The organism is Bradyrhizobium sp. NBAIM08 (assembly GCF_020193935.1).
Classification (GTDB): domain Bacteria; phylum Pseudomonadota; class Alphaproteobacteria; order Rhizobiales; family Xanthobacteraceae; genus Bradyrhizobium; species Bradyrhizobium yuanmingense.
Genome location: NZ_JADYVR010000003.1, coordinates 787,402 through 804,300 on the forward strand (window position 1 = coordinate 787,402; position 16,899 = coordinate 804,300).

At 65.1% G+C, this 16,899-nt stretch carries 17 protein-coding genes; 10 read left to right on the forward strand and 7 right to left on the reverse strand.

Annotated elements, in window-relative coordinates:
- Window positions 1-136: 136 nt before the first annotated feature.
- From I6F37_RS14415 to I6F37_RS14425, 3 genes are all read right to left on the reverse strand, one after another.
- Entirely contained in the window at window positions 137-2,098 is a 1,962-nt protein-coding gene (locus I6F37_RS14415; protein ID WP_225151674.1) for a bifunctional diguanylate cyclase/phosphodiesterase, read from the reverse strand.
- Between the two features lie 171 nt (window positions 2,099-2,269).
- Entirely contained in the window at window positions 2,270-3,130 is an 861-nt protein-coding gene (locus I6F37_RS14420) for a DMT family transporter (RefSeq protein ID WP_225151676.1), read from the reverse strand.
- Between the two features lie 72 nt (window positions 3,131-3,202).
- Window positions 3,203-3,817 carry a TetR/AcrR family transcriptional regulator gene (locus I6F37_RS14425; RefSeq protein WP_109145035.1) on the reverse strand — a complete coding sequence of 205 codons (615 nt, stop codon included), beginning with the start codon at window positions 3,815-3,817 and terminating at the stop codon, window positions 3,203-3,205.
- A 149-nt stretch (window positions 3,818-3,966) separates the two neighbouring features.
- On the opposite strand from I6F37_RS14425, the gene I6F37_RS14430 reads away from it, so the two are divergent.
- Window positions 3,967-4,680 carry a hypothetical protein gene (locus I6F37_RS14430; RefSeq protein WP_225151678.1) on the forward strand — a complete coding sequence of 238 codons (714 nt, stop codon included), beginning with the start codon at window positions 3,967-3,969 and terminating at the stop codon, window positions 4,678-4,680.
- Between the two features lie 52 nt (window positions 4,681-4,732).
- The gene (locus tag I6F37_RS14435; RefSeq protein WP_225151680.1) at window positions 4,733-4,978 is read left to right on the forward strand and encodes a hypothetical protein; all 246 of its coding nucleotides are present in this window, start codon (window positions 4,733-4,735) and stop codon (window positions 4,976-4,978) included.
- A gap of 11 nt (window positions 4,979-4,989) precedes the next feature.
- On the opposite strand, the gene I6F37_RS14440 is transcribed toward I6F37_RS14435, so the two are convergent.
- A complete protein-coding gene (locus I6F37_RS14440; RefSeq protein WP_036013913.1) occupies window positions 4,990-5,355 on the reverse strand; it encodes a nuclear transport factor 2 family protein in 366 nt (121 codons plus the stop codon).
- Window positions 5,356-5,456: 101 nt separating this feature from the next.
- Here I6F37_RS14440 and I6F37_RS14445 point away from each other — a divergent pair, with 101 nt between their 5' ends.
- From I6F37_RS14445 to hemC, 3 genes are read left to right on the forward strand one after another with little or no spacing between them, the layout of a single operon-like run.
- Window positions 5,457-6,047 carry a TetR/AcrR family transcriptional regulator gene (locus tag I6F37_RS14445; protein WP_036024750.1) on the forward strand — a complete coding sequence of 197 codons (591 nt, stop codon included), beginning with the start codon at window positions 5,457-5,459 and terminating at the stop codon, window positions 6,045-6,047.
- A 53-nt stretch (window positions 6,048-6,100) separates the two neighbouring features.
- Window positions 6,101-7,726 carry a GMC family oxidoreductase gene (locus I6F37_RS14450; protein WP_225151682.1) on the forward strand — a complete coding sequence of 542 codons (1,626 nt, stop codon included), beginning with the start codon at window positions 6,101-6,103 and terminating at the stop codon, window positions 7,724-7,726.
- Window positions 7,727-7,750: 24 nt separating this feature from the next.
- Window positions 7,751-8,731, forward strand: a complete 981-nt coding sequence (gene hemC / locus I6F37_RS14455; RefSeq protein ID WP_225151684.1) for a hydroxymethylbilane synthase — start codon at window positions 7,751-7,753, stop codon at window positions 8,729-8,731.
- A 167-nt stretch (window positions 8,732-8,898) separates the two neighbouring features.
- On the opposite strand, the gene hemE is transcribed toward hemC, so the two are convergent.
- Window positions 8,899-9,933 carry a uroporphyrinogen decarboxylase gene (hemE, locus tag I6F37_RS14460; RefSeq protein ID WP_225151685.1) on the reverse strand — a complete coding sequence of 345 codons (1,035 nt, stop codon included), beginning with the start codon at window positions 9,931-9,933 and terminating at the stop codon, window positions 8,899-8,901.
- 106 nt (window positions 9,934-10,039) lie between these two features.
- Between hemE and I6F37_RS14465 the strand changes: the two genes are divergently transcribed.
- Window positions 10,040-10,255, forward strand: a complete 216-nt coding sequence (locus I6F37_RS14465; RefSeq protein WP_036035323.1) for a hypothetical protein — start codon at window positions 10,040-10,042, stop codon at window positions 10,253-10,255.
- 174 nt (window positions 10,256-10,429) lie between these two features.
- Window positions 10,430-12,331 carry a diguanylate cyclase gene (locus I6F37_RS14470; protein ID WP_225151686.1) on the forward strand — a complete coding sequence of 634 codons (1,902 nt, stop codon included), beginning with the start codon at window positions 10,430-10,432 and terminating at the stop codon, window positions 12,329-12,331.
- 6 nt (window positions 12,332-12,337) lie between these two features.
- Here I6F37_RS14470 and I6F37_RS14475 read toward each other — a convergent pair whose 3' ends face one another.
- Both I6F37_RS14475 and I6F37_RS14480 read right to left on the reverse strand, forming a co-directional pair.
- A complete protein-coding gene (locus I6F37_RS14475) occupies window positions 12,338-12,556 on the reverse strand; it encodes a SlyX family protein (RefSeq protein ID WP_036013906.1) in 219 nt (72 codons plus the stop codon).
- Window positions 12,546-13,313, reverse strand: coding sequence for a rhodanese-related sulfurtransferase (locus tag I6F37_RS14480; RefSeq protein WP_225151687.1), 768 nt, complete (start codon window positions 13,311-13,313; stop codon window positions 12,546-12,548). The genes I6F37_RS14475 and I6F37_RS14480 overlap by 11 nt, the downstream gene beginning before the upstream one ends.
- 194 nt (window positions 13,314-13,507) lie before the next feature.
- Here I6F37_RS14480 and ggt point away from each other — a divergent pair, with 194 nt between their 5' ends.
- The 3 genes from ggt to I6F37_RS14495 all read left to right on the forward strand — a co-directional run bounded on the left by ggt (window position 13,508) and on the right by I6F37_RS14495 (window position 16,897).
- Window positions 13,508-15,094: a gamma-glutamyltransferase gene (gene ggt / locus I6F37_RS14485; RefSeq protein WP_225151688.1), complete on the forward strand. Its 1,587-nt coding sequence runs from the start codon at window positions 13,508-13,510 to the stop codon at window positions 15,092-15,094.
- A gap of 167 nt (window positions 15,095-15,261) precedes the next feature.
- On the forward strand, window positions 15,262-15,876 hold the full coding sequence (locus I6F37_RS14490; RefSeq protein ID WP_225151689.1) for a (2Fe-2S)-binding protein: 615 nt from the start codon (window positions 15,262-15,264) through the stop codon (window positions 15,874-15,876).
- Between the two features lie 4 nt (window positions 15,877-15,880).
- The gene (locus I6F37_RS14495; protein ID WP_225151690.1) at window positions 15,881-16,897 is read left to right on the forward strand and encodes a xanthine dehydrogenase family protein subunit M; all 1,017 of its coding nucleotides are present in this window, start codon (window positions 15,881-15,883) and stop codon (window positions 16,895-16,897) included.
- Window positions 16,898-16,899: the final 2 nt, after the last annotated feature.

A 16,899-nucleotide genomic window follows, 5' to 3' on the forward strand; every position in this document is an offset into this window, starting at 1 on the left:
GAGGGTTCTCTCCTCTGGGGAATCCCTGTAGCCCGGATGGAGCGGAGCGAAATCCGGGGCGGTGTTGCTCCGGCGCACACTCGTCCCGGATTGCGCTCCGCTCCATCCGGGCTACCAAGGACCAATCGGTAGAGCCCTACGCCGCGTAAATCGCCCGGTACTTCTTCGTCTCCAGCAGCGCCATCACCCCGTCCGCGGCCACCGGCCGGCTGATGAGATAGCCCTGCACCTCGTCGCAACTGATCTGCCTGAGATATTCGAGCTGGTCGGCGGTCTCGACCCCCTCCGCCACGACGCCGATCCGCAAATCGCGCGCAAGCGAGATCACCGATTTCACGATGGCCGCGCAGTCCGGCTGCACCAGCATGTCGCGGATGAAGGACTGGTCGATCTTGATGCGGCTGAACGGCAGCTTGCGCAGGTAAGTCAGCGAGGAGAAGCCGGTGCCGAAATCGTCGAGCGCGAGGGTGACGCCGAGCTCCAGCAGCGCGTTCAGGACCGTCGCGGCCGAACCGTATTTCGCCAGCAGCATCGATTCCGTGATCTCGATCTCGAGCCGATGCGGGGCGATCCTGGCCTCGGCGAGCGCCTGCACGATGGTCTGGAGGATGGCCGTGTTGTGAAATTGCGCGGCCGAGAAATTCACGGCAACCCTGATGTCTTCGGGCCAATTCGCCAGCGTCGCGCAGGCGCGGCGGATGACCCATTCGCCGATCTCGTGGATCAGCCCGGTCTCTTCGGCGACTGGTATGAATTCACTCGGCGGAACCAGCCCGCGCGAAGGATGCTGCCAGCGCAATAGCGCCTCGAAGCCGGTGATCCGGTTGGTGCCGAGATCGAGGAACGGCTGGAACACCAGGAACAGCTCGTTGCGCGCAATCGCGCCTGCGAGGTCCGCTTGCAGCGCCTTGCGCTCGCGGGACGATTTGTCGTCGGCCTGTTCGAAGAAGCAGACTGTGCCCGGCCCCACCTTCTTGGCGCGGTAGAGCGCGGTATCGGCATTCTTCATGAGGTCGAGCGGCGTGTTGCCGTCGCGTGGCGCCAGCACGATGCCGACGCTGATCGCGCCGACGATCTGGCGACCCTCGATCTGGAACGCCTCGCTGAAGGCCGCGACGAAGCGTTCGGCGATCTCGAGCGCATCCTCGGGCCGTGTCAGATTGGCCATCACCAGCGCGAACTCGTCGCCGCCGATCCGCGCGACGTGCTCGGCGGCGCGCGTGCAGCGTTGCAGGCGGCTGGCGACCTGGACCAGGAATTCGTCGCCGGCGGGATGGCCGAACTGGTCGTTGACCTCCTTGAAGCGGTCGAGATCGAGCAGGAGCACCGCGAATTCCTCGCCCGATAGCGCCAGCCGCTTGAGCGCGGCATCGAGCGTTTCGTTGAAGGCGACGCGGTTGGGCAGGTGGGTCAGGGGATCGAGCCGCACCGTGCGCTCGGCCTCGATCTGCCGCATCATGCGCCGGGCGAACGAGAACGAATTGACGAACACGCCGCGCAAAAGGACGCTGCCGTAGACCACGACGAGAAAGGCGATGAGGAGAAAGGCGAGATCGCCGTTCTGGCCGAGGCAGATGGCGATGCCGAGGAAGATCGGCGCCGTGAAGGCGATCGCCGCGATCGGAATGGTGGCGAAGGCGAGCGCGCCGCCGGCCAGCATGCCCGCGCACAGGCAGGTAATGACGAGCTGGCCGCCGCTGGAAGCGTCGGCGAAGAAGGCGACCGGGACGATGCCCCAGGCGGCTCCGAGGATGAAGGCGTTGCGCACCAGCCGGTACATCGCGCGACGCGAGACGAATTGCGGCTTGGTGATGCGGCGCGCGACGTGGGATTGCAGGCCAAATCCGATCGCGGCGGCGGCGACAGCCGCCGCCCAGATCAGGGCGGGCATCCTGTCCGGCGACTGCCACAGCGCGATGGCGAGCACGATGGCGTTGCAGGCATTGGCCAGCATGATGCCGACCGAATAGCCGAGCACCAGCGACATCTGCTCGGCGCGGATATGCCCGGCCACGGCCTCGTCCGTTGCGGGGCCGCCGAAGGCCGACAGATCGCCGGCGAACAGCCGTGCGACATAGCTGGTCGTTTGAGTCCGCATTCAATAGCCTAGCAGCACGGGCCGTTCTTTTCGGCTCGATCCGGAGAATTCGCCGTAAACCTTTGACGAACTATGAATTATCCCCGCTTGCCGCGCCGGCCGCGACCACTACTGCGTGCTCTTCACGCAGTATCGATAACAAATCGATACAAATGCCCGACAGGCCGGACATCAAACGGGGCGGGGGCGCGGTCTCAGCTGGGTGATGGCGACCCCGGAGATCGCGAGCAGTCCGCCGACGATCAGCTTGGGCGTAAGCCGGTCGCCGAGAAACAGTACGCTCGAAAGCAAGGCAAACACCGGAAGTAGCAGACCGAAGGGCGCGACGCGCACCATCGAGCAACGGGCGATCAGCCAGAACCAGAGGCCAAACCCGACAATTCCCCCGGCGAAGATCGTGTAGGCGAGCGCCAGCCAGCCAAGTTCGCCCGCCGTCACAAGGCTCGCCGCTTGTCCATGTTCAAGGAGCAGCGACATCAACATGACCTGCGGTACCGTGAGCAGCGAGGACCACCCCATCAACATCAAGGGATCGAAGGGGCCATAACGCTTCGTCAAGACGTTGGACACCGCGAAGGCGAAAGCTGCTCCGACTACAAGCAGCAGCGGAAGCGGGTTGGTGGACTGGCCCGGCTCCGCCGCCAGCACGGTCACGCCGACGAATGCAAGGATCACTCCGGCGCAGGTGGCAAGTGACGGTCTCTCCGCCAGCAGCGGCCAGGCCAACAGAACCGTGAAGGGCGTGGCGAGTTGGTATGCGACGGCCGATATGCTTCCCGAGCCGAGCCCGAGGCCAACGTAGAAGAGCCCGAAATTCAGTCCACCAAGGAAGAGCGAAATAGCTGCGACAGGGCCGAGCTGTTGACGCGTGGGCCTGTCCACGAACGGAACAAGCAGCAGCGCAATGGCCAGAAAGCGCAGTGCGAGGAAGAAGAGCGGTGGAAACTCCGCAACGCCCACTTTGATGGCCACGAACTGATAACCCCAGATCAGGGGAACGGCGATCGCGCACACGATCTGGATGGCAGACATGGCGGATCTCCTTTTTAAAGACCGATCAGTCCAAATATCGGCGCACCATCAGCGGAGGCGTCACGGGGTTGCTTACCTGACGAAACGACCGATGAGAGCGTCGACGGCCGCTTGCGATGTGGTCCGTGCCGGTGCCGTCTTGCCGACCACGCGCAGCCCTTCAACGAAACAGACGAGAACCCGGGCGGCCGTTGCGGGCTCAACACCATCGGCCAACCTGCCCGCCGCTTTCGCGCGGGACAGTGCATCGGTCACTTTGGCCTCCATCGCCTTGAAGAAGCCCGCAACGCGTCGACCGACGTCGGCATCTCCGCCAGCTAATTCCATCGCCGTGGCCACCAGGAGACATCCGCGCCGGCCGTTGCTTCCGCTGGTGCGCTCGACGTAGCCGGCCAGGTAGGCCCGCAGGCCGTCGACCGGATCGTTCCGGGGATCGAATTCGACATCCATCCGCGCCAAGGCATCCGCGATGTAGCGATCGAGCGCGCGCAAGAAGAGCGAATGCTTGTCGCCGAAAGCGGCGTAGAGACTGCCCCGCGACAGCCTGGTCGCGCGAAGGAGATCGGGCAGCGCCGTGGCGTGATAGCCGCGCGACCAGAACACATCCATCGCGCGTTCGACGGCAGCGTCCACGTCGAAACTTCGCGGCCGGCCACGGGGCATCGGCGTTGCAGTATTTTGCCTCATGCCAATATATAGACCGATCAGTCATTAAATGACAAGGCCAAGCTCCGGGGATCATCAGCCTCCTATCCGGACCTCAACACCGGAATCTGCGCTGATGTTTTCTTCTCGTCAGCGGATCGAGACGCCCCCTCGATCGCGTGATACGTTTCGTGGACCGGCAGGCCACCGTGCGCCGCGTCGGCACCGGATGCGTTCGAAATTCCGAGGGCCTGTCCATGAGCGAGCCTTCAGCCGACGTGTCGGCAACGGTCGAATACACGATGGACAAATGGCGGATGGACCGCCTTCCCTGGGCCATGTGGGCTTGCGTCGCCGGCCTTGCGATCGCGCTTCACGCAGAGAGCCGCGGCCAGAATGGAGCGGTTTTGGCAGTCGTCTATGTGGCTCTGCTGGGGCTGGCATTCGCAGGCTATGCCCTGACGAGCCTGATCGGGCGGTCCGGCCTGCCCTTGCTGCTTGAGTTGTTGATCGGCGTCCTGGTCCTGATCATCGTCTCCGGCTTGATCGGTGTGATCAGCGTATTCGTCGGCGGGCCAAGCGGCGGCTCCAGCTATGTCGGCACGATGCGCAGTCACTATTGGACTCATCTCGTGAACCCATCGCTGAACGTTTTCGGCTGGATGTTGCTCTATCTGGGTTTCGGATGGATCGCGTTTTCAGCTTACCGGCACTTCTACGCGGATCGGGCGGTCGTCTCCATGTCTTCCGCGGGCATCCACTTTCACAGGCCATGGGCTCAAGGGTCTCTTCATTCCCTGGCAGGAGGTGCGCGGGGTGGGCCATCTGGTCGTTCCCGGCATCTCGGGGGTGCCGTATGTCAGTCCATACGCTGCGGCCGTCACGGTCGGTCAAAACTTCTATGAGCAGCATATCGCCCCGAAGCGCAGCTTCTTCTCGCCACCCGGGGCCGAGGCCATGTTCCAGCCGAAAGGCGAGGCGATCCAGGTGGTGCTGAGCAGCGCCGACATGGCGGTCAAAGCGGAAGATTTTCTCGGGCCTGCCGAGGCGCGGTGGAAGACATTTCGGGATCAACCGGCATCGCCGCCCCAACGCGGCGGCACCGTCTTCTACGGACGGTGGTCGATCGATGGCTCTCGGTGGCAGGCCGTTCAGTTTCTTGCGCCTCTCGTCGGTCTGGCCGTGGTCATGCTGTACCGATAGGGGAATCCCGCTCAGCGTCCGAGTTGCTTCGGATCGTAGAAGAAGCGCTCCTCGATGATCTCATTGCCTCGCCAGGTCTGCCATGCGATCTCCTCCAGCGTCCGCGTCGCGCCCTCGGCGTCGGTGAAGGAGAACTTCCAGCGGCTGGCAACGACATCGCCATCGATCAGGCTCGGGCCGAGGCGCACGGCAGTGACCTCCTTGAACGCCGCCAGCACGCCGCGCTCCTTATCCGCGAGCTTGTCGCGCCCGACCACCGGCGCGGCGAGATTCTCATAGGTCGCGGTATCAGCGGTGTAGTAGTCGAGGATCGCGCCGACGAAGTCGCCATCCTCCAGCCGCTTCGCAAAGGCTTCCACGATCTCACGGCTCGGCATGGTGACCTCACAATTTAAAACCGACTGATAGTCGGTAATTACCGACCGATAGTCGAAAAGTCAACTGGCCGGCTCTCGCGAATTCGACTAGACGAGAGCTTATGGCCAAACAGGCGGAGCGGCGGGCGGCGACATCGGAGGCGATCCTGACGGCGGCGCGGCGCCTGTTCGGGACGCAAGGCTTTGCCGCGACCACTATGGACGACATTGCCGAAGGCGCTTCGGTGGCCAAAGGCGCGGTCTATCATCACTTCAAGACCAAGGAGGCGGTGTTTGAGGCTGTGTTCGACCAGGTGTCGCGCGACCTCGTTGCCGAGATCGACCGCACGGCACGCGCCGAGAAGGACGTGCTCGCCGCCATGGTCGCCGGCACCCAGCATTACTTTGCCGCGACCGCGAAGGGGCCGACCGGCCAGATCATTCTGCGTGACGGGCCGGCCGTGCTCGGCTGGGAGCGCTGGCGCGAGATCGACGCGCAGCACTTTGGCGGCAAGATGCCGCGTGCGCTCTCCGCCGCGATGGAGGCCGGCCTGATCGCGCGGCAGCCGGTCGAGCCGCTGGCGCGGCTGCTGCTCGGCGCGGTGACGGAGGCCGCGGTCGCCTGCGCCGGCCGCGCCGATATCGCCAAGGCCGGCGCGGAATATGCCCGTGCGTTCAAGTCGCTGGTCGAGGCGCTGCGCGTCAAGGCCTGAGTGTGCTACTCACAAACTCGAAACGCCCGCTCTAACAAGAAGAACAGTAGCGCATGAACGCAAATTCCGCCCTCACACCCACCGATCCCGAATTCGACTACATCATCGTCGGCGCCGGCTCCGCTGGCTGCGTGCTTGCCAACCGCCTCACCGCGAACGGCAAGCACAGCGTGCTGCTGCTGGAGGCCGGCCCGAAGGATTCAAACATCTGGATCCACGTCCCGCTCGGCTACGGCAAGCTGTTCAAGGAGAAGACCGTCAACTGGATGTACCAGACCGAGCCGGAGCCCGAGCTGAAGGGGCGCCAGGTGTTCCAGCCGCGCGGCAAGACGCTGGGCGGATCGAGCTCGATCAACGGCCTGCTTTATGTCCGCGGCCAGCACGAGGACTACGACCGCTGGCGCCAGCTCGGCAATACCGGCTGGGGCTATGACGACGTGCTGCCCTATTTCAAGAAGGCCGAGAACCAGTCGCGGGGCGCCGATCAGTATCATGGCACGGGCGGGCCGCTGCCGGTGTCCAACATGATCGTGACCGATCCGTTATCGAAGGCCTTCATCGATGCCGCAGTCCAGACCGGTCTGCCTTACAACCCCGACTTCAACGGCGCGACACAGGAAGGGGTCGGCCTGTTCCAAACCACGACGCGCAACGGCCGCCGCGCCTCGACGTCGGTCGCCTATCTCGGTCCCGCGAAGACGCGCAGCAACCTCAAGATCGAAACGTCCGCCCACGCCCAGCGCTTCCTGTTCGAAGGGCGTCGTGCGGTCGGCGTCGAATACCGGCAAGGCGCCACCTTGCGCCGCGCCCGCGCGCGCAACGAGGTCGTGCTGTCGAGCGGCGCCTACAATTCACCCCAACTGCTCCAGCTCTCCGGCGTCGGCCCCGGCGATCTTCTGCGCCAGCACGGCGTCGATGTGCTGCTGGACGCTCCGGGCGTCGGTCACGATCTGCAGGATCACATGCAGGTTCGCATCGTCATGCGTTGCTCGCAGAAGATCACGCTCAACGACACCGTCAATCATCCGCTTCGCCGCACCATGGCCGGCGCACGCTATGCACTGTTCCGCAAAGGCTGGTTGACGATCGCAGCCGGCACGGCGGGCGCCTTCTTCAAGACCAGTCCGCGCCTCGCCTCGCCCGACATCCAGGTGCACTTCCTGCCGTTCTCGACCGACAAGATGGGCGAGAAGCTGCACGCCTTCTCCGGATTCACCGCCTCGGTGTGCCAGCTTCGGCCCGAGAGCCGCGGCACCTTGCGCATTAAGAGCGCAGATCCCACCGTGCCGCCGGAGATCCGGATCAATTACATGTCCACGGAGACCGACCGCACCACCAATGTCGAAGGCATCAAGATCCTGCGCAAGATATTGAACGCGCCGGCGCTGAAGCCGTTCGTGGTCGACGAGTACGATCCCGGGCCGAAGGTATCGACGGACGCCGAGATCCTGGATTATTGCCGTGAGCGGGGCAGCACCATCTATCATCCGACCTCGACCTGTCGTATGGGCAACGACGCGCTCGCGGTGGTCGACCAGCGGCTGAAGGTGAGGGGACTCGACGGCCTTCGCGTCGTCGACGGCTCCGTCATGCCGGATCTGGTGTCAGGGAACACCAATGCGCCGATCATCATGATCGCCGAAAAGGCTTCCGACATGATATTGGAGGATGCGCGGTAAATTCGCCCTGAAAGGACGTTCGACTTGGCTACTCGATTTCGGATCGGCACACGCAAGAGCGCCATGGCGCTGGCACAGACGGAAGAGATTGCGCGCCGCCTGACCGCTGCAGTGCCCGGTCTCGACGTCGAGATCGTCAAGTTCGATACGACGGGCGATCTCGACCAGACCAGCAAGCTGTTGCCGCATGGCGGCAAGGGCGGCGCTTTCGTGGCACAGATCCGCGCGGCCGTAATCTCAGGCGAGCTGCAGGCGGCCATGCATTCGCTCAAGGACATGCCGGGCAACGAGGACACGCCCGGCCTCGTCATCGGTGCCACGCTGTCGCGCGATCCGCCCAGCGATGCCTTGGTGCTGCGCGAGGGTGTGACGCTGGAGGCGCTGCGGCAGTCCCGCGGCAAGGGTTTCAAAATCGGCACCAACGCGGTCCGCCGCGCAGCCTATGCACGGCGGCTGTTCCCCGATGTCGAGGTGATCCACTTCCGCGGTGCCGCCGACACGCGCGTGCGCAAGCTCGACAACGGCGAGAAGCAGCGCCTGCCGGATGGCGGCGCTGTTGGTCCCGCGGATGCGCTGATCATGGCGCGCTCGGGCCTCGACCGCGTCGGACTTTCCTATCGCATCGCTTACGAGTTCACCGCGGCGGAGATGCTCCCTGCGGCAGGGCAGGGCATCGTCGCGGTCGAATGCGCCGCGCAGGACTGGCGGACGCGGCAGATCCTGTCGTCGATCGACGACGCCGCTGCGCACGCCTCCGCCGACGCCGAGCGCGAGGTGCTGTGGGTGCTGAACGGCCATTGCAATTCACCGGTGGCGGGCTTTTCGACCATCACGGGCGATCGGATGTCGCTCACCGCATCGGTGCTCGACCTCTCCGGCAACACCATCATCGAGGCCTCGCGCACCGGGCCCGCCAATCGTCCGCGCGAGCTCGGCCGGGCGGTGGGATTGGATCTGCTGTCCAAGGGTGCGGCTGATATCATCGAGCGCAGCCGGCCGCGGTAAGGCTGCCGAAATCACGATCTGCGATGATGCCATTCTGCGCCTGTTTTGCCCGACGAGTCAAAACACACAGGCGAGTCACGCCAGTCCAAGCTTTTCAATGACTTGGCTACTGTGCATGGGGTTGTTTTCGTAACTTTGTTTTGCCGCGCCCGAAGCGGCGAAACAAATCAGCCGCGCACGCGCCGGATCATCTGCTCGACATGAGCGATCGGCGTTTCTGGCTGGATGCCGTGCCCGAGGTTGAAGATCAGCCGTCCGGCGGCAAAATTGGCCAGCACGTCGTCGACCGAGCGGTCGAGCGCCGCGCCGCCCGTGATCAGCACCAGCGGATCGAGATTGCCCTGCACCGCGACCCTGCTCTGCACCCGCTCGCGGATGAAGGCAGGCTCCGCGGTCCAGTCGATGCTGACCGCGTTGACGCCGGTTGCCTCGACATAGGCAGGCAGCAGCGCGCCGGCGCCCCGCGGGAAGCCGATGATCTTCGCGTCCGGCACCTTGGCCCTTACGCCCTCGACGATGCGCCGCGTCGGCTCGACCGACCAGCGCGCGAACTCGGTCGGCGGCAGCACGCCGGCCCAGGTGTCGAAGATCTGCAACGCGTCGGCCCCGGCGGCGAGCTGTGCCAGCAGATACTGAATAGAGTTGTCGACCAGGACGTCGATGATCTGCGAAAAAGCTTCCGGATGGCGGTAGGCCATCATCCGGGCCGGCGCCTGGTCCGGCGTGCCGTGGCCTGCGACCATGTAGGTCGCCACCGTCCACGGTGCGCCGCAGAAGCCGATCAGCGCGGTCCTGGGATCGAGCGCGCCGCGCACGATCTTCAACGCGTCGAACACCGGCTTGAGCTTGCCGAAATCGGCGCGCGGCGCCAGCGTCGCCACCTTGGCCGGATCGTCGAGCGGCTCGAGCCGCGGGCCCTCGCCGGCCTCGAACCGCACCTCACGTCCGAGCGCATAGGGGATCACCAGGATGTCGGAGAAGATGATCGCCGCATCGAAACCGAACCTTCGGATCGGCTGCAGCGTCACCTCGGCGGCAAGCTCCGGGTTGAAGCAGAGATCGAGGAAGCCGCCCGCCTTGGCGCGCACCTCGCGATATTCCGGCAGGTAGCGCCCGGCCTGGCGCATCATCCACATGGGCGGGACGGTCTGGCGCTGGCCGGAGAGGACGTCGATGAAGCGTTTCGTCGAAGACTGGGGCACGAATGGTCCTGAAGCAGGTTGTGCTTCCTGATACACCGCCGCGGCCCGCAGCGGAACAGGGGAACCTGGATGATCGGGCCGCGTTGACCAGCCAATGGAGGAGATCATGGCTGAGACATTCAATCCCGCGCCGCACGACAAGCACGCCGAGGACCTGCGCGAGGCGCTCGCTGCCGATCGGCAGTCCAAGCTCGACGACGGGCTGAGGGACACGTTCCCAGCGTCCGATCCCGTGAGCGCGGCGCAGCCGACGCCCTCGAAGGCCGACGCCGATGCCGAGCATCCCTCGCTCTGGGCCAAAGTTAAGGCCATCTTCAGCTAGCGGCGACGGGCGCCGGATTCCGATCGGCCCGCTAATGTCTTGTTAGCGATGCACCGATCGCCGTGTCCGTAAGACTACTGGAAAGGGCGGAAACCGCCGCGTAGTCCGGTAGCAATTTCAGAATTAAATAACAGAAGCGGCAGAGGTTTCCGAACGATCGGAGAACCCTGCCACATGAGCGCTACCCAACGAGCCGGATGGAGCCGCCTGCCGCTGCGCGCGGCGGCTTTCGTCGCGCTGACCTGCGCGACCATCCTCGGCGTCAGCGGTTGGCGTGAATGGACGGCTCGCGATGCGGTGCTTAAGGACGCCGAGATGGAGATGGCGAACGTAGCCCGTTCGCTGACCCAGCATGCCGAAGACAGCCTCGATCTCCTGGATTCCGGTGTCGTCGGCGTGGTCAGCCGGTTGGAGATGGACGGCACCGCACCGGTCACGATCGCGAAGCTGCGCACCTTGCTGGATGTGCGCAAGAAGGCGATCGCGCGCATTCACAGCCTCGCCATCATCGACGATCAAGGCAACTGGCTGACCTCACCCGGTACGATCGGCACGACCTTCAGCGACGATGCCTTCTTCCGACATCACCAGCTCTCGCCGAAGCGCGAGGCCCATGTCGGCCGTCCCGTGAAGAGCCTGCTGGACGGCGAATGGGTCGTCACCCTGTCACGCCGCTTCAGCAAGCAGGACGGCAGCTTCGGCGGCGTGGTGCTCGCGACCATCAGCTCGAACTATCTGTCGCACTTCTACAAGCAGTTCGAGATCGGCCGCAACAGCTCCGTGTCATTGGCGCATGGCGACGGACTGATCGTCGCGCGCAATCCCAGCAACGAGACATTCGTCGGGCGCAGCGTCGCCGACAAGCCGTTGTTCCGCGAGCCGAGCCTGCAACGGCCGAGCGGCGCCCATCATTTCACCTCGCCGCTGGACGGTGCCGAACGCGTCAGCTTCTTCAATCGCAGCGGTCGGTTCCCGCTCCTCCTGCTCGCCACCGTCGACAAGGACGAGCTGCTCGCGCCGTGGCGCGCGGCGGCGATCTCCCGCATGCTCTACGTGCTCGCGCTGGTGATGCTGATCGCAGTCATCGGCGGCGTGCTGGTGCGGCAGTTGCAGCGCGGCCAGCGCATGGCCGTCGCGCTGACCGAGACGGAGGCGCATTTCCGCCTGCTCGCCGAAGGCTCCAGCGACATGGTGACGCGGATCGGCCTCGATGAGCGACTGCGTTATGTCTCGCCCTCGTCGGTCCGCATCGTCGGCTGGCGCCCCAATCAACTGATCGGCACGCCGGCTCTTGCGGGTATCAATCCGGAGGACCTGCCGAAAGTCCAGGCGATCGTCGACGCGATGAAGCGCGGTGAGAAGGAGGAGGCGCGTCTCACCTACCGCAACTCGCATCGGCAGAACGGCGAGATCTGGCTCGAATCGACCATGCGGGTGACGCGCAAGGACAATGGCCAGGTCGATGGCGTGGTCGCGATCTCCCGCGACATCACCGAGCACAAGAGGCTGGAAACCAGGCTCGAGACGCTGGCGATCGAGGACAGCCTCACCGGCCTTGCCAATCGCCGCCGCTTCGACGAGCGCCTGAAGGAGGAATGGGCGCGTGCCTATCGCGACCGCTCAAGCCTTGCTTTGCTGATGATCGATGTCGACCACTTCAAGGCCTACAACGACGAATATGGCCATCCCGCGGGCGATGCCTGCCTGCGCCTGATCGCCAAGATCATCGCGGCCGAAGCGCAGCGCGCCGGCGATCTGGCGGCGCGTTACGGCGGTGAGGAATTCGCCATGCTGCTGCCGAACATCGATGCCGCCGGCTGCGCCCGGATCGGCGAACGGATCCGCAACGCCATTCACGAGGCCGGCCTCGCGCATGGCAGCAATGAGGCGGCTGGATGCGTCACCGCTTCGCTTGGCGGCGCAGCCTGCCGGCCGGCGTTCGAACGAACCGCGGGGGTCGCTGCGCTGGTCGAAGCTGCCGACCGGGCGCTCTATGCCGCCAAGGCCGCAGGCCGCAACCGCCTGGCAATGTCCGGCCAGGTCATGGATCTGCTGCCCAAGGCGTCCGGCCAGTAACACCGTTCAATAGTGCGGCGGAGGCTCGTTGACAGGCCCTGGCGCATTTGCCTCGGCGTCCTGCAGCCGAGCATTGAGCTCCGTGATCTGCCGCGTCAGCCTGTCGATCTGCTTCCACTGCGCGGTGATGGTCTGGTTCAACGTCTCGATCGTATCGTCCTGATAGGCGAGGCGCGTCTCCAGCGTGTCGATGCGCTCGCTCAGCGTCTTGATCTCATTCGTCACGCGTTACGTCCTTGTTTCGCTCGCGCAAGCCGTGGCCGAGCGCCACGCGCTCGTCGAACACGAAGCATTCGCCGCGCCAGCGGCTCTCCGCCTCCGGCACGTCTTCCAGATATCTCAGGATGCCGCCCTTGAGGTGATAGACCTCGCCAAAGCCGCGCGCGAGCAGATGCGCGCTCGCCTTCTCGCAGCGGATGCCGCCGGTGCAGAACATCGCGATCCTGCGGTGCCGTGCCGGATCGAGCTGCTCGGCGGCAAAGTCCTTGAACTGGCCGAAGCTCTTGATGCCGGGATCGAGCGCGCCCTCGAACGTGCCCATCGCGACCTCGAAGGCGTTGCGGGTATCGAGCACGAGGGTATCGGGTGCTGCGATCAGCGCGTTCCATTCGTGCGGATCGACATAGGTGCCGACCTGACGCGTCGGATCGGCGGCCGCATCGCCCAGGGTGACGATCTCCTTCTTCAGCCGCACCTTCAGCCGTCCGAACGGCATCGCCTCCGCGGCGGAGAATTTCAATTCGAGATTGTCGAGCCTGCCGCCGAACATGTCGCCGCGTGCGAGCTCATGAGCGAAGGCGTCGATCGCCTCCGGTGCGCCGGCGACCGTGCCGTTGATGCCCTCCTGCGCCAGCAACACGCTGCCCTTCAGCCCAAGGCCGGCGCAGCAGGCGCGCAGCGGCTCGCGCAGCTCGCGGTAATCCGGGAGGGCGACGAATTGATAGAAGGCGCAGACCTTGTAAGGCGTATTGCTCGACGTCATGGACGCTCGTTTAGCAGGCGGCTCGCGCCCGGAAAACCCGCACCGCAAGAGCCTGCAAAAGGTTCATACGCCCAGCGGATAGCAGCCATTTTCCTGGTATGCCAGCATTGCCCCACGGGGCGGGAATGTGTCATGTAGACGCGGTTTTCGAGATGGCGCCAACCGCGCCGACGGCCAAGAGAGCAAGACATTCGATGAGAAACTTCCATTTCCCCGGCAGGTCCACGGTCCACGCCACCAACGCGATGGTGGCGACCTCGCATCCGCAGGCCTCGCTCGCCGCGATCGAGGTGCTGCGCGAGGGCGGCACCGCGGTGGACGCGGCGGTTGCCGGCTCGGCCCTGCTCGGCGTGATCGAGCCGCAATCGACCGGCATCGGCGGTGATTGCTTTGCGCTGATCCAGCCGCGGGGCGAGGGCAAGATCGTCGCCTATAACGGCTCCGGCCGCGCGCCAAAGGCGGCGAATGCCGACTGGTATCTCGAACGCAAGATCAATTCCGTGCCGCTCACCTCGGCGCATGCGGTCTCGATCCCTGGCGTGATCGATGCCTTCGCGACCGTCTTGCGCGATCACGGCAAGTTCGGTTTCGACCGGCTGCTCCAGCCCGCGATCAAGGCGGCCGAGGAGGGCTACGTCGTCGCGCCCCGCATTGCCTTCGATTGGAAGAACCAGTTCGAGAAGCTGAAGAACGGTACCAACACCGTGCGCTATTTGTTGCCGGGCGGCCAGCCGCCGGTCGCCGGCGACGTCATTCGCCAGGCCGAGCTCGGCAAGACGCTGCGCGCGATCGCCAGGGACGGCCGCGACGCGTTCTACAAGGGCGAGATCGCGGAGGACATGGTCGAGACCCTCAGGGGCATCGGGGGCCTGCACACGCTCGACGATTTCGCCGCGCACACGACCGAAGTGACCACGCCGATCGGCACCATGTACAAGGGCTATGACGTCTGGCAGTGCCCGCCGAACGGCCCGGGCGTCACCGCGCTGTTGATGCTCAACATCCTGTCGCGGTTCGATCTGACCAAGTACGCGCCCGTGAGCGTCGAGCGCTTCCATCTCGAAGCGGAAGCGGCACGCATCGCCTACATGAACCGCGAGATGCATGTCGCCTCTCCCGAGCACATGAAGATCAACGTCGCCGAGATGCTCGAGAAGGGCTTTGCCGACGAGTACATCAGCAAGATCGGCCTGGACGGCATGCTCGACCTGCCGAACGTCGCGCCGCCGATGAATCCCTCGACCATCTACATCACGGTCGTGGACAAGGACCGCAACGTCTGCTCGTTCATCAATTCGGTTGCGCATTCCTTCGGCTCGGCGATCGTCTCGAACAAGACCGGTGTCCTGTTCCAGAACCGCGCCGGCGGCTTCCGCATCCAGCCGGGCCATCCCAATTGCATCGAAGGCGGCAAGCGCCCGCTGCACACGATCATGCCGGGCCTGCTCACCAAGGGCGGCCGTTCCACGATGTCGTTCGCGGTCATGGGCGGCCAGTACCAGCCGACGGGCCAGACTCATCTCCTGACCAACATCCTCGACTACGGCTGCGACGTGCAGGAGGCGATCGACATGCCGCGCGGCCTGCACTACGAGGGCCAGTATCAGCTCGAGGACAGCGTGCCGGCGGCCGTCGTCGAGGGCCTGAAGAAGCTCGGCCACAAGACCACCAGCGTGGTCGGCCCGCTCGGCGGTGCCCAGGCGATCTGGATCGATTGGGACAAGGGCACGCTCACCGGCGGCTCCGATCCGCGCAAGGACGGCTGCGCGCTGGGTTATTGATCGCCGGCGCAGTTCCCCACGCGAGATCAGGAAAAGTTGACGAAGGGCGGCGCGGCATTTGCTGCGCCGCTCTTCTCTCATCCGGAACTGCGCCCATTGCTCCAGGTTAAGGGGCGATGAGCGGTGCAGGCGTGCGCTGCTTTGCAGATCAGCGGCGGAGGCCTGCCATGCCCGACAAACCAGGTTCCAGATCATCCGGATTCGACCGGCGCGCCTTCATAGCCGGGGCGGCGGGCAGCGCGCTGATCCCGATCACGGCGCGCGCGGCGTCGGAGGATGCCCGGTCGCCGGCCACGCAGGATCCGTCGCTTCCCGTCGAGGTCACGCTGCGCGTCAACGGCAAGGACAAGCGCCTGAGCATCGATGCGCGCACCACGGTGCTCGATGCCTTACGCGAACATCTCAAGCTCACCGGCAGCAAGAAGGGCTGCGACCACGGCCAGTGCGGCGCCTGCACGGTGCTGATCGACGATCGCCGCGTGGTGTCGTGCCTGACGCTGGCCCTCGCCGCCGAAGGGCAGGAGATCACGACCATCGAGGGCCTCGCCACCGACGACCGCCTGCATCCGATGCAGCAGGCCTTCATCGACAACGATGCGTTCCAGTGCGGCTATTGCACGCCCGGTCAGATCATGTCGGCGATCGCGTGCGTGAAGGAGGGCCATGCCGGCAGCGACGCCGACATCCGCGAATACATGAGCGGCAACATCTGCCGCTGTGCCGCCTATCCCAATATCGTCGCTGCCGTGAAGCAGGCCGCGCCCGAGATTATGAAAGGCTAGGCGCATGCGACCGTTTTCGTATCAAAGGGCATCAGACCCCGACATGGCCGTGCAGGCGCTCGGCACCGCCGCGGCCGCCAACGATCCGCTGACGAAGGCGGCGGCGCAGCCGCTTGCCGGGGGCACCACGCTGATCGATCTGATGAAGCTCGACGTGATGAGGCCCACCGCGATCGTCGATATCAGTCCGCTGGCCCACGCCTGGTCGGCGATCGCGCCAGGCGGCGACGGCTTGCGCCTCGGCGCGCTCGCCAAGATGTCCGAGGTCGCCGCGCACGCCGAGATCCAGCGCAGCTATCCCGTGATCGCGGATTCGCTCAAGCTCGCTGCCAGCGCCCAGCTGCGCAACATGGCAACGCTCGGCGGCAACGTGATGCAGCGGACGCGCTGCAACTACTTCCGCGATGTCTCCTATGAGAACTGCAACAAGCGCAATCCCGGCTCCGGCTGTGCCGCAATGGACGGCGTCAATCGCATTCATGCGGTGCTCGGGACCTCCGATCAGTGCATCGCGACGTATCCTGGCGATTTCGCGCAGGCGCTGATCGCGCTCGATGCCATGGTCGAGATCACCGGCAAGGCCGGTACGCGCAGCATGCCGTTTGCGCAGCTTCACAGGGCACCAGGCAGCACGCCGGACATCGAGACTGCGCTTCAGCCCGGCGAGCTGATCTCGGCGTTCTCGATTTCCGGCCGCTGGCCACGCTCGGTGTATTTGAAGGCCCGCGACCGGCAATCCTACGAATTCGCGCTGTCGTCAGCCGCGATCGCGCTCGACGTCCAGGACGGCGCGATCCGGGACGCCCGCGTCGCGCTTGGCGGCGTCGCCACTGTGCCGTGGCGGGCGCGTGAGGCCGAGGCGCTGTTGAAGGGACAGAGGTTCGACGAAGCTCTGGCACAGCGCGTCGCCGATGCCGCTTTCGCAGACGCCCGCGGGCGCCGGCACAACAGCTTCAAGATCGCGCTCGGCAAGCGTGTCGTGGCACGCGCGCTCCAGCAGGCCGTAACGATGGAGATCTGACC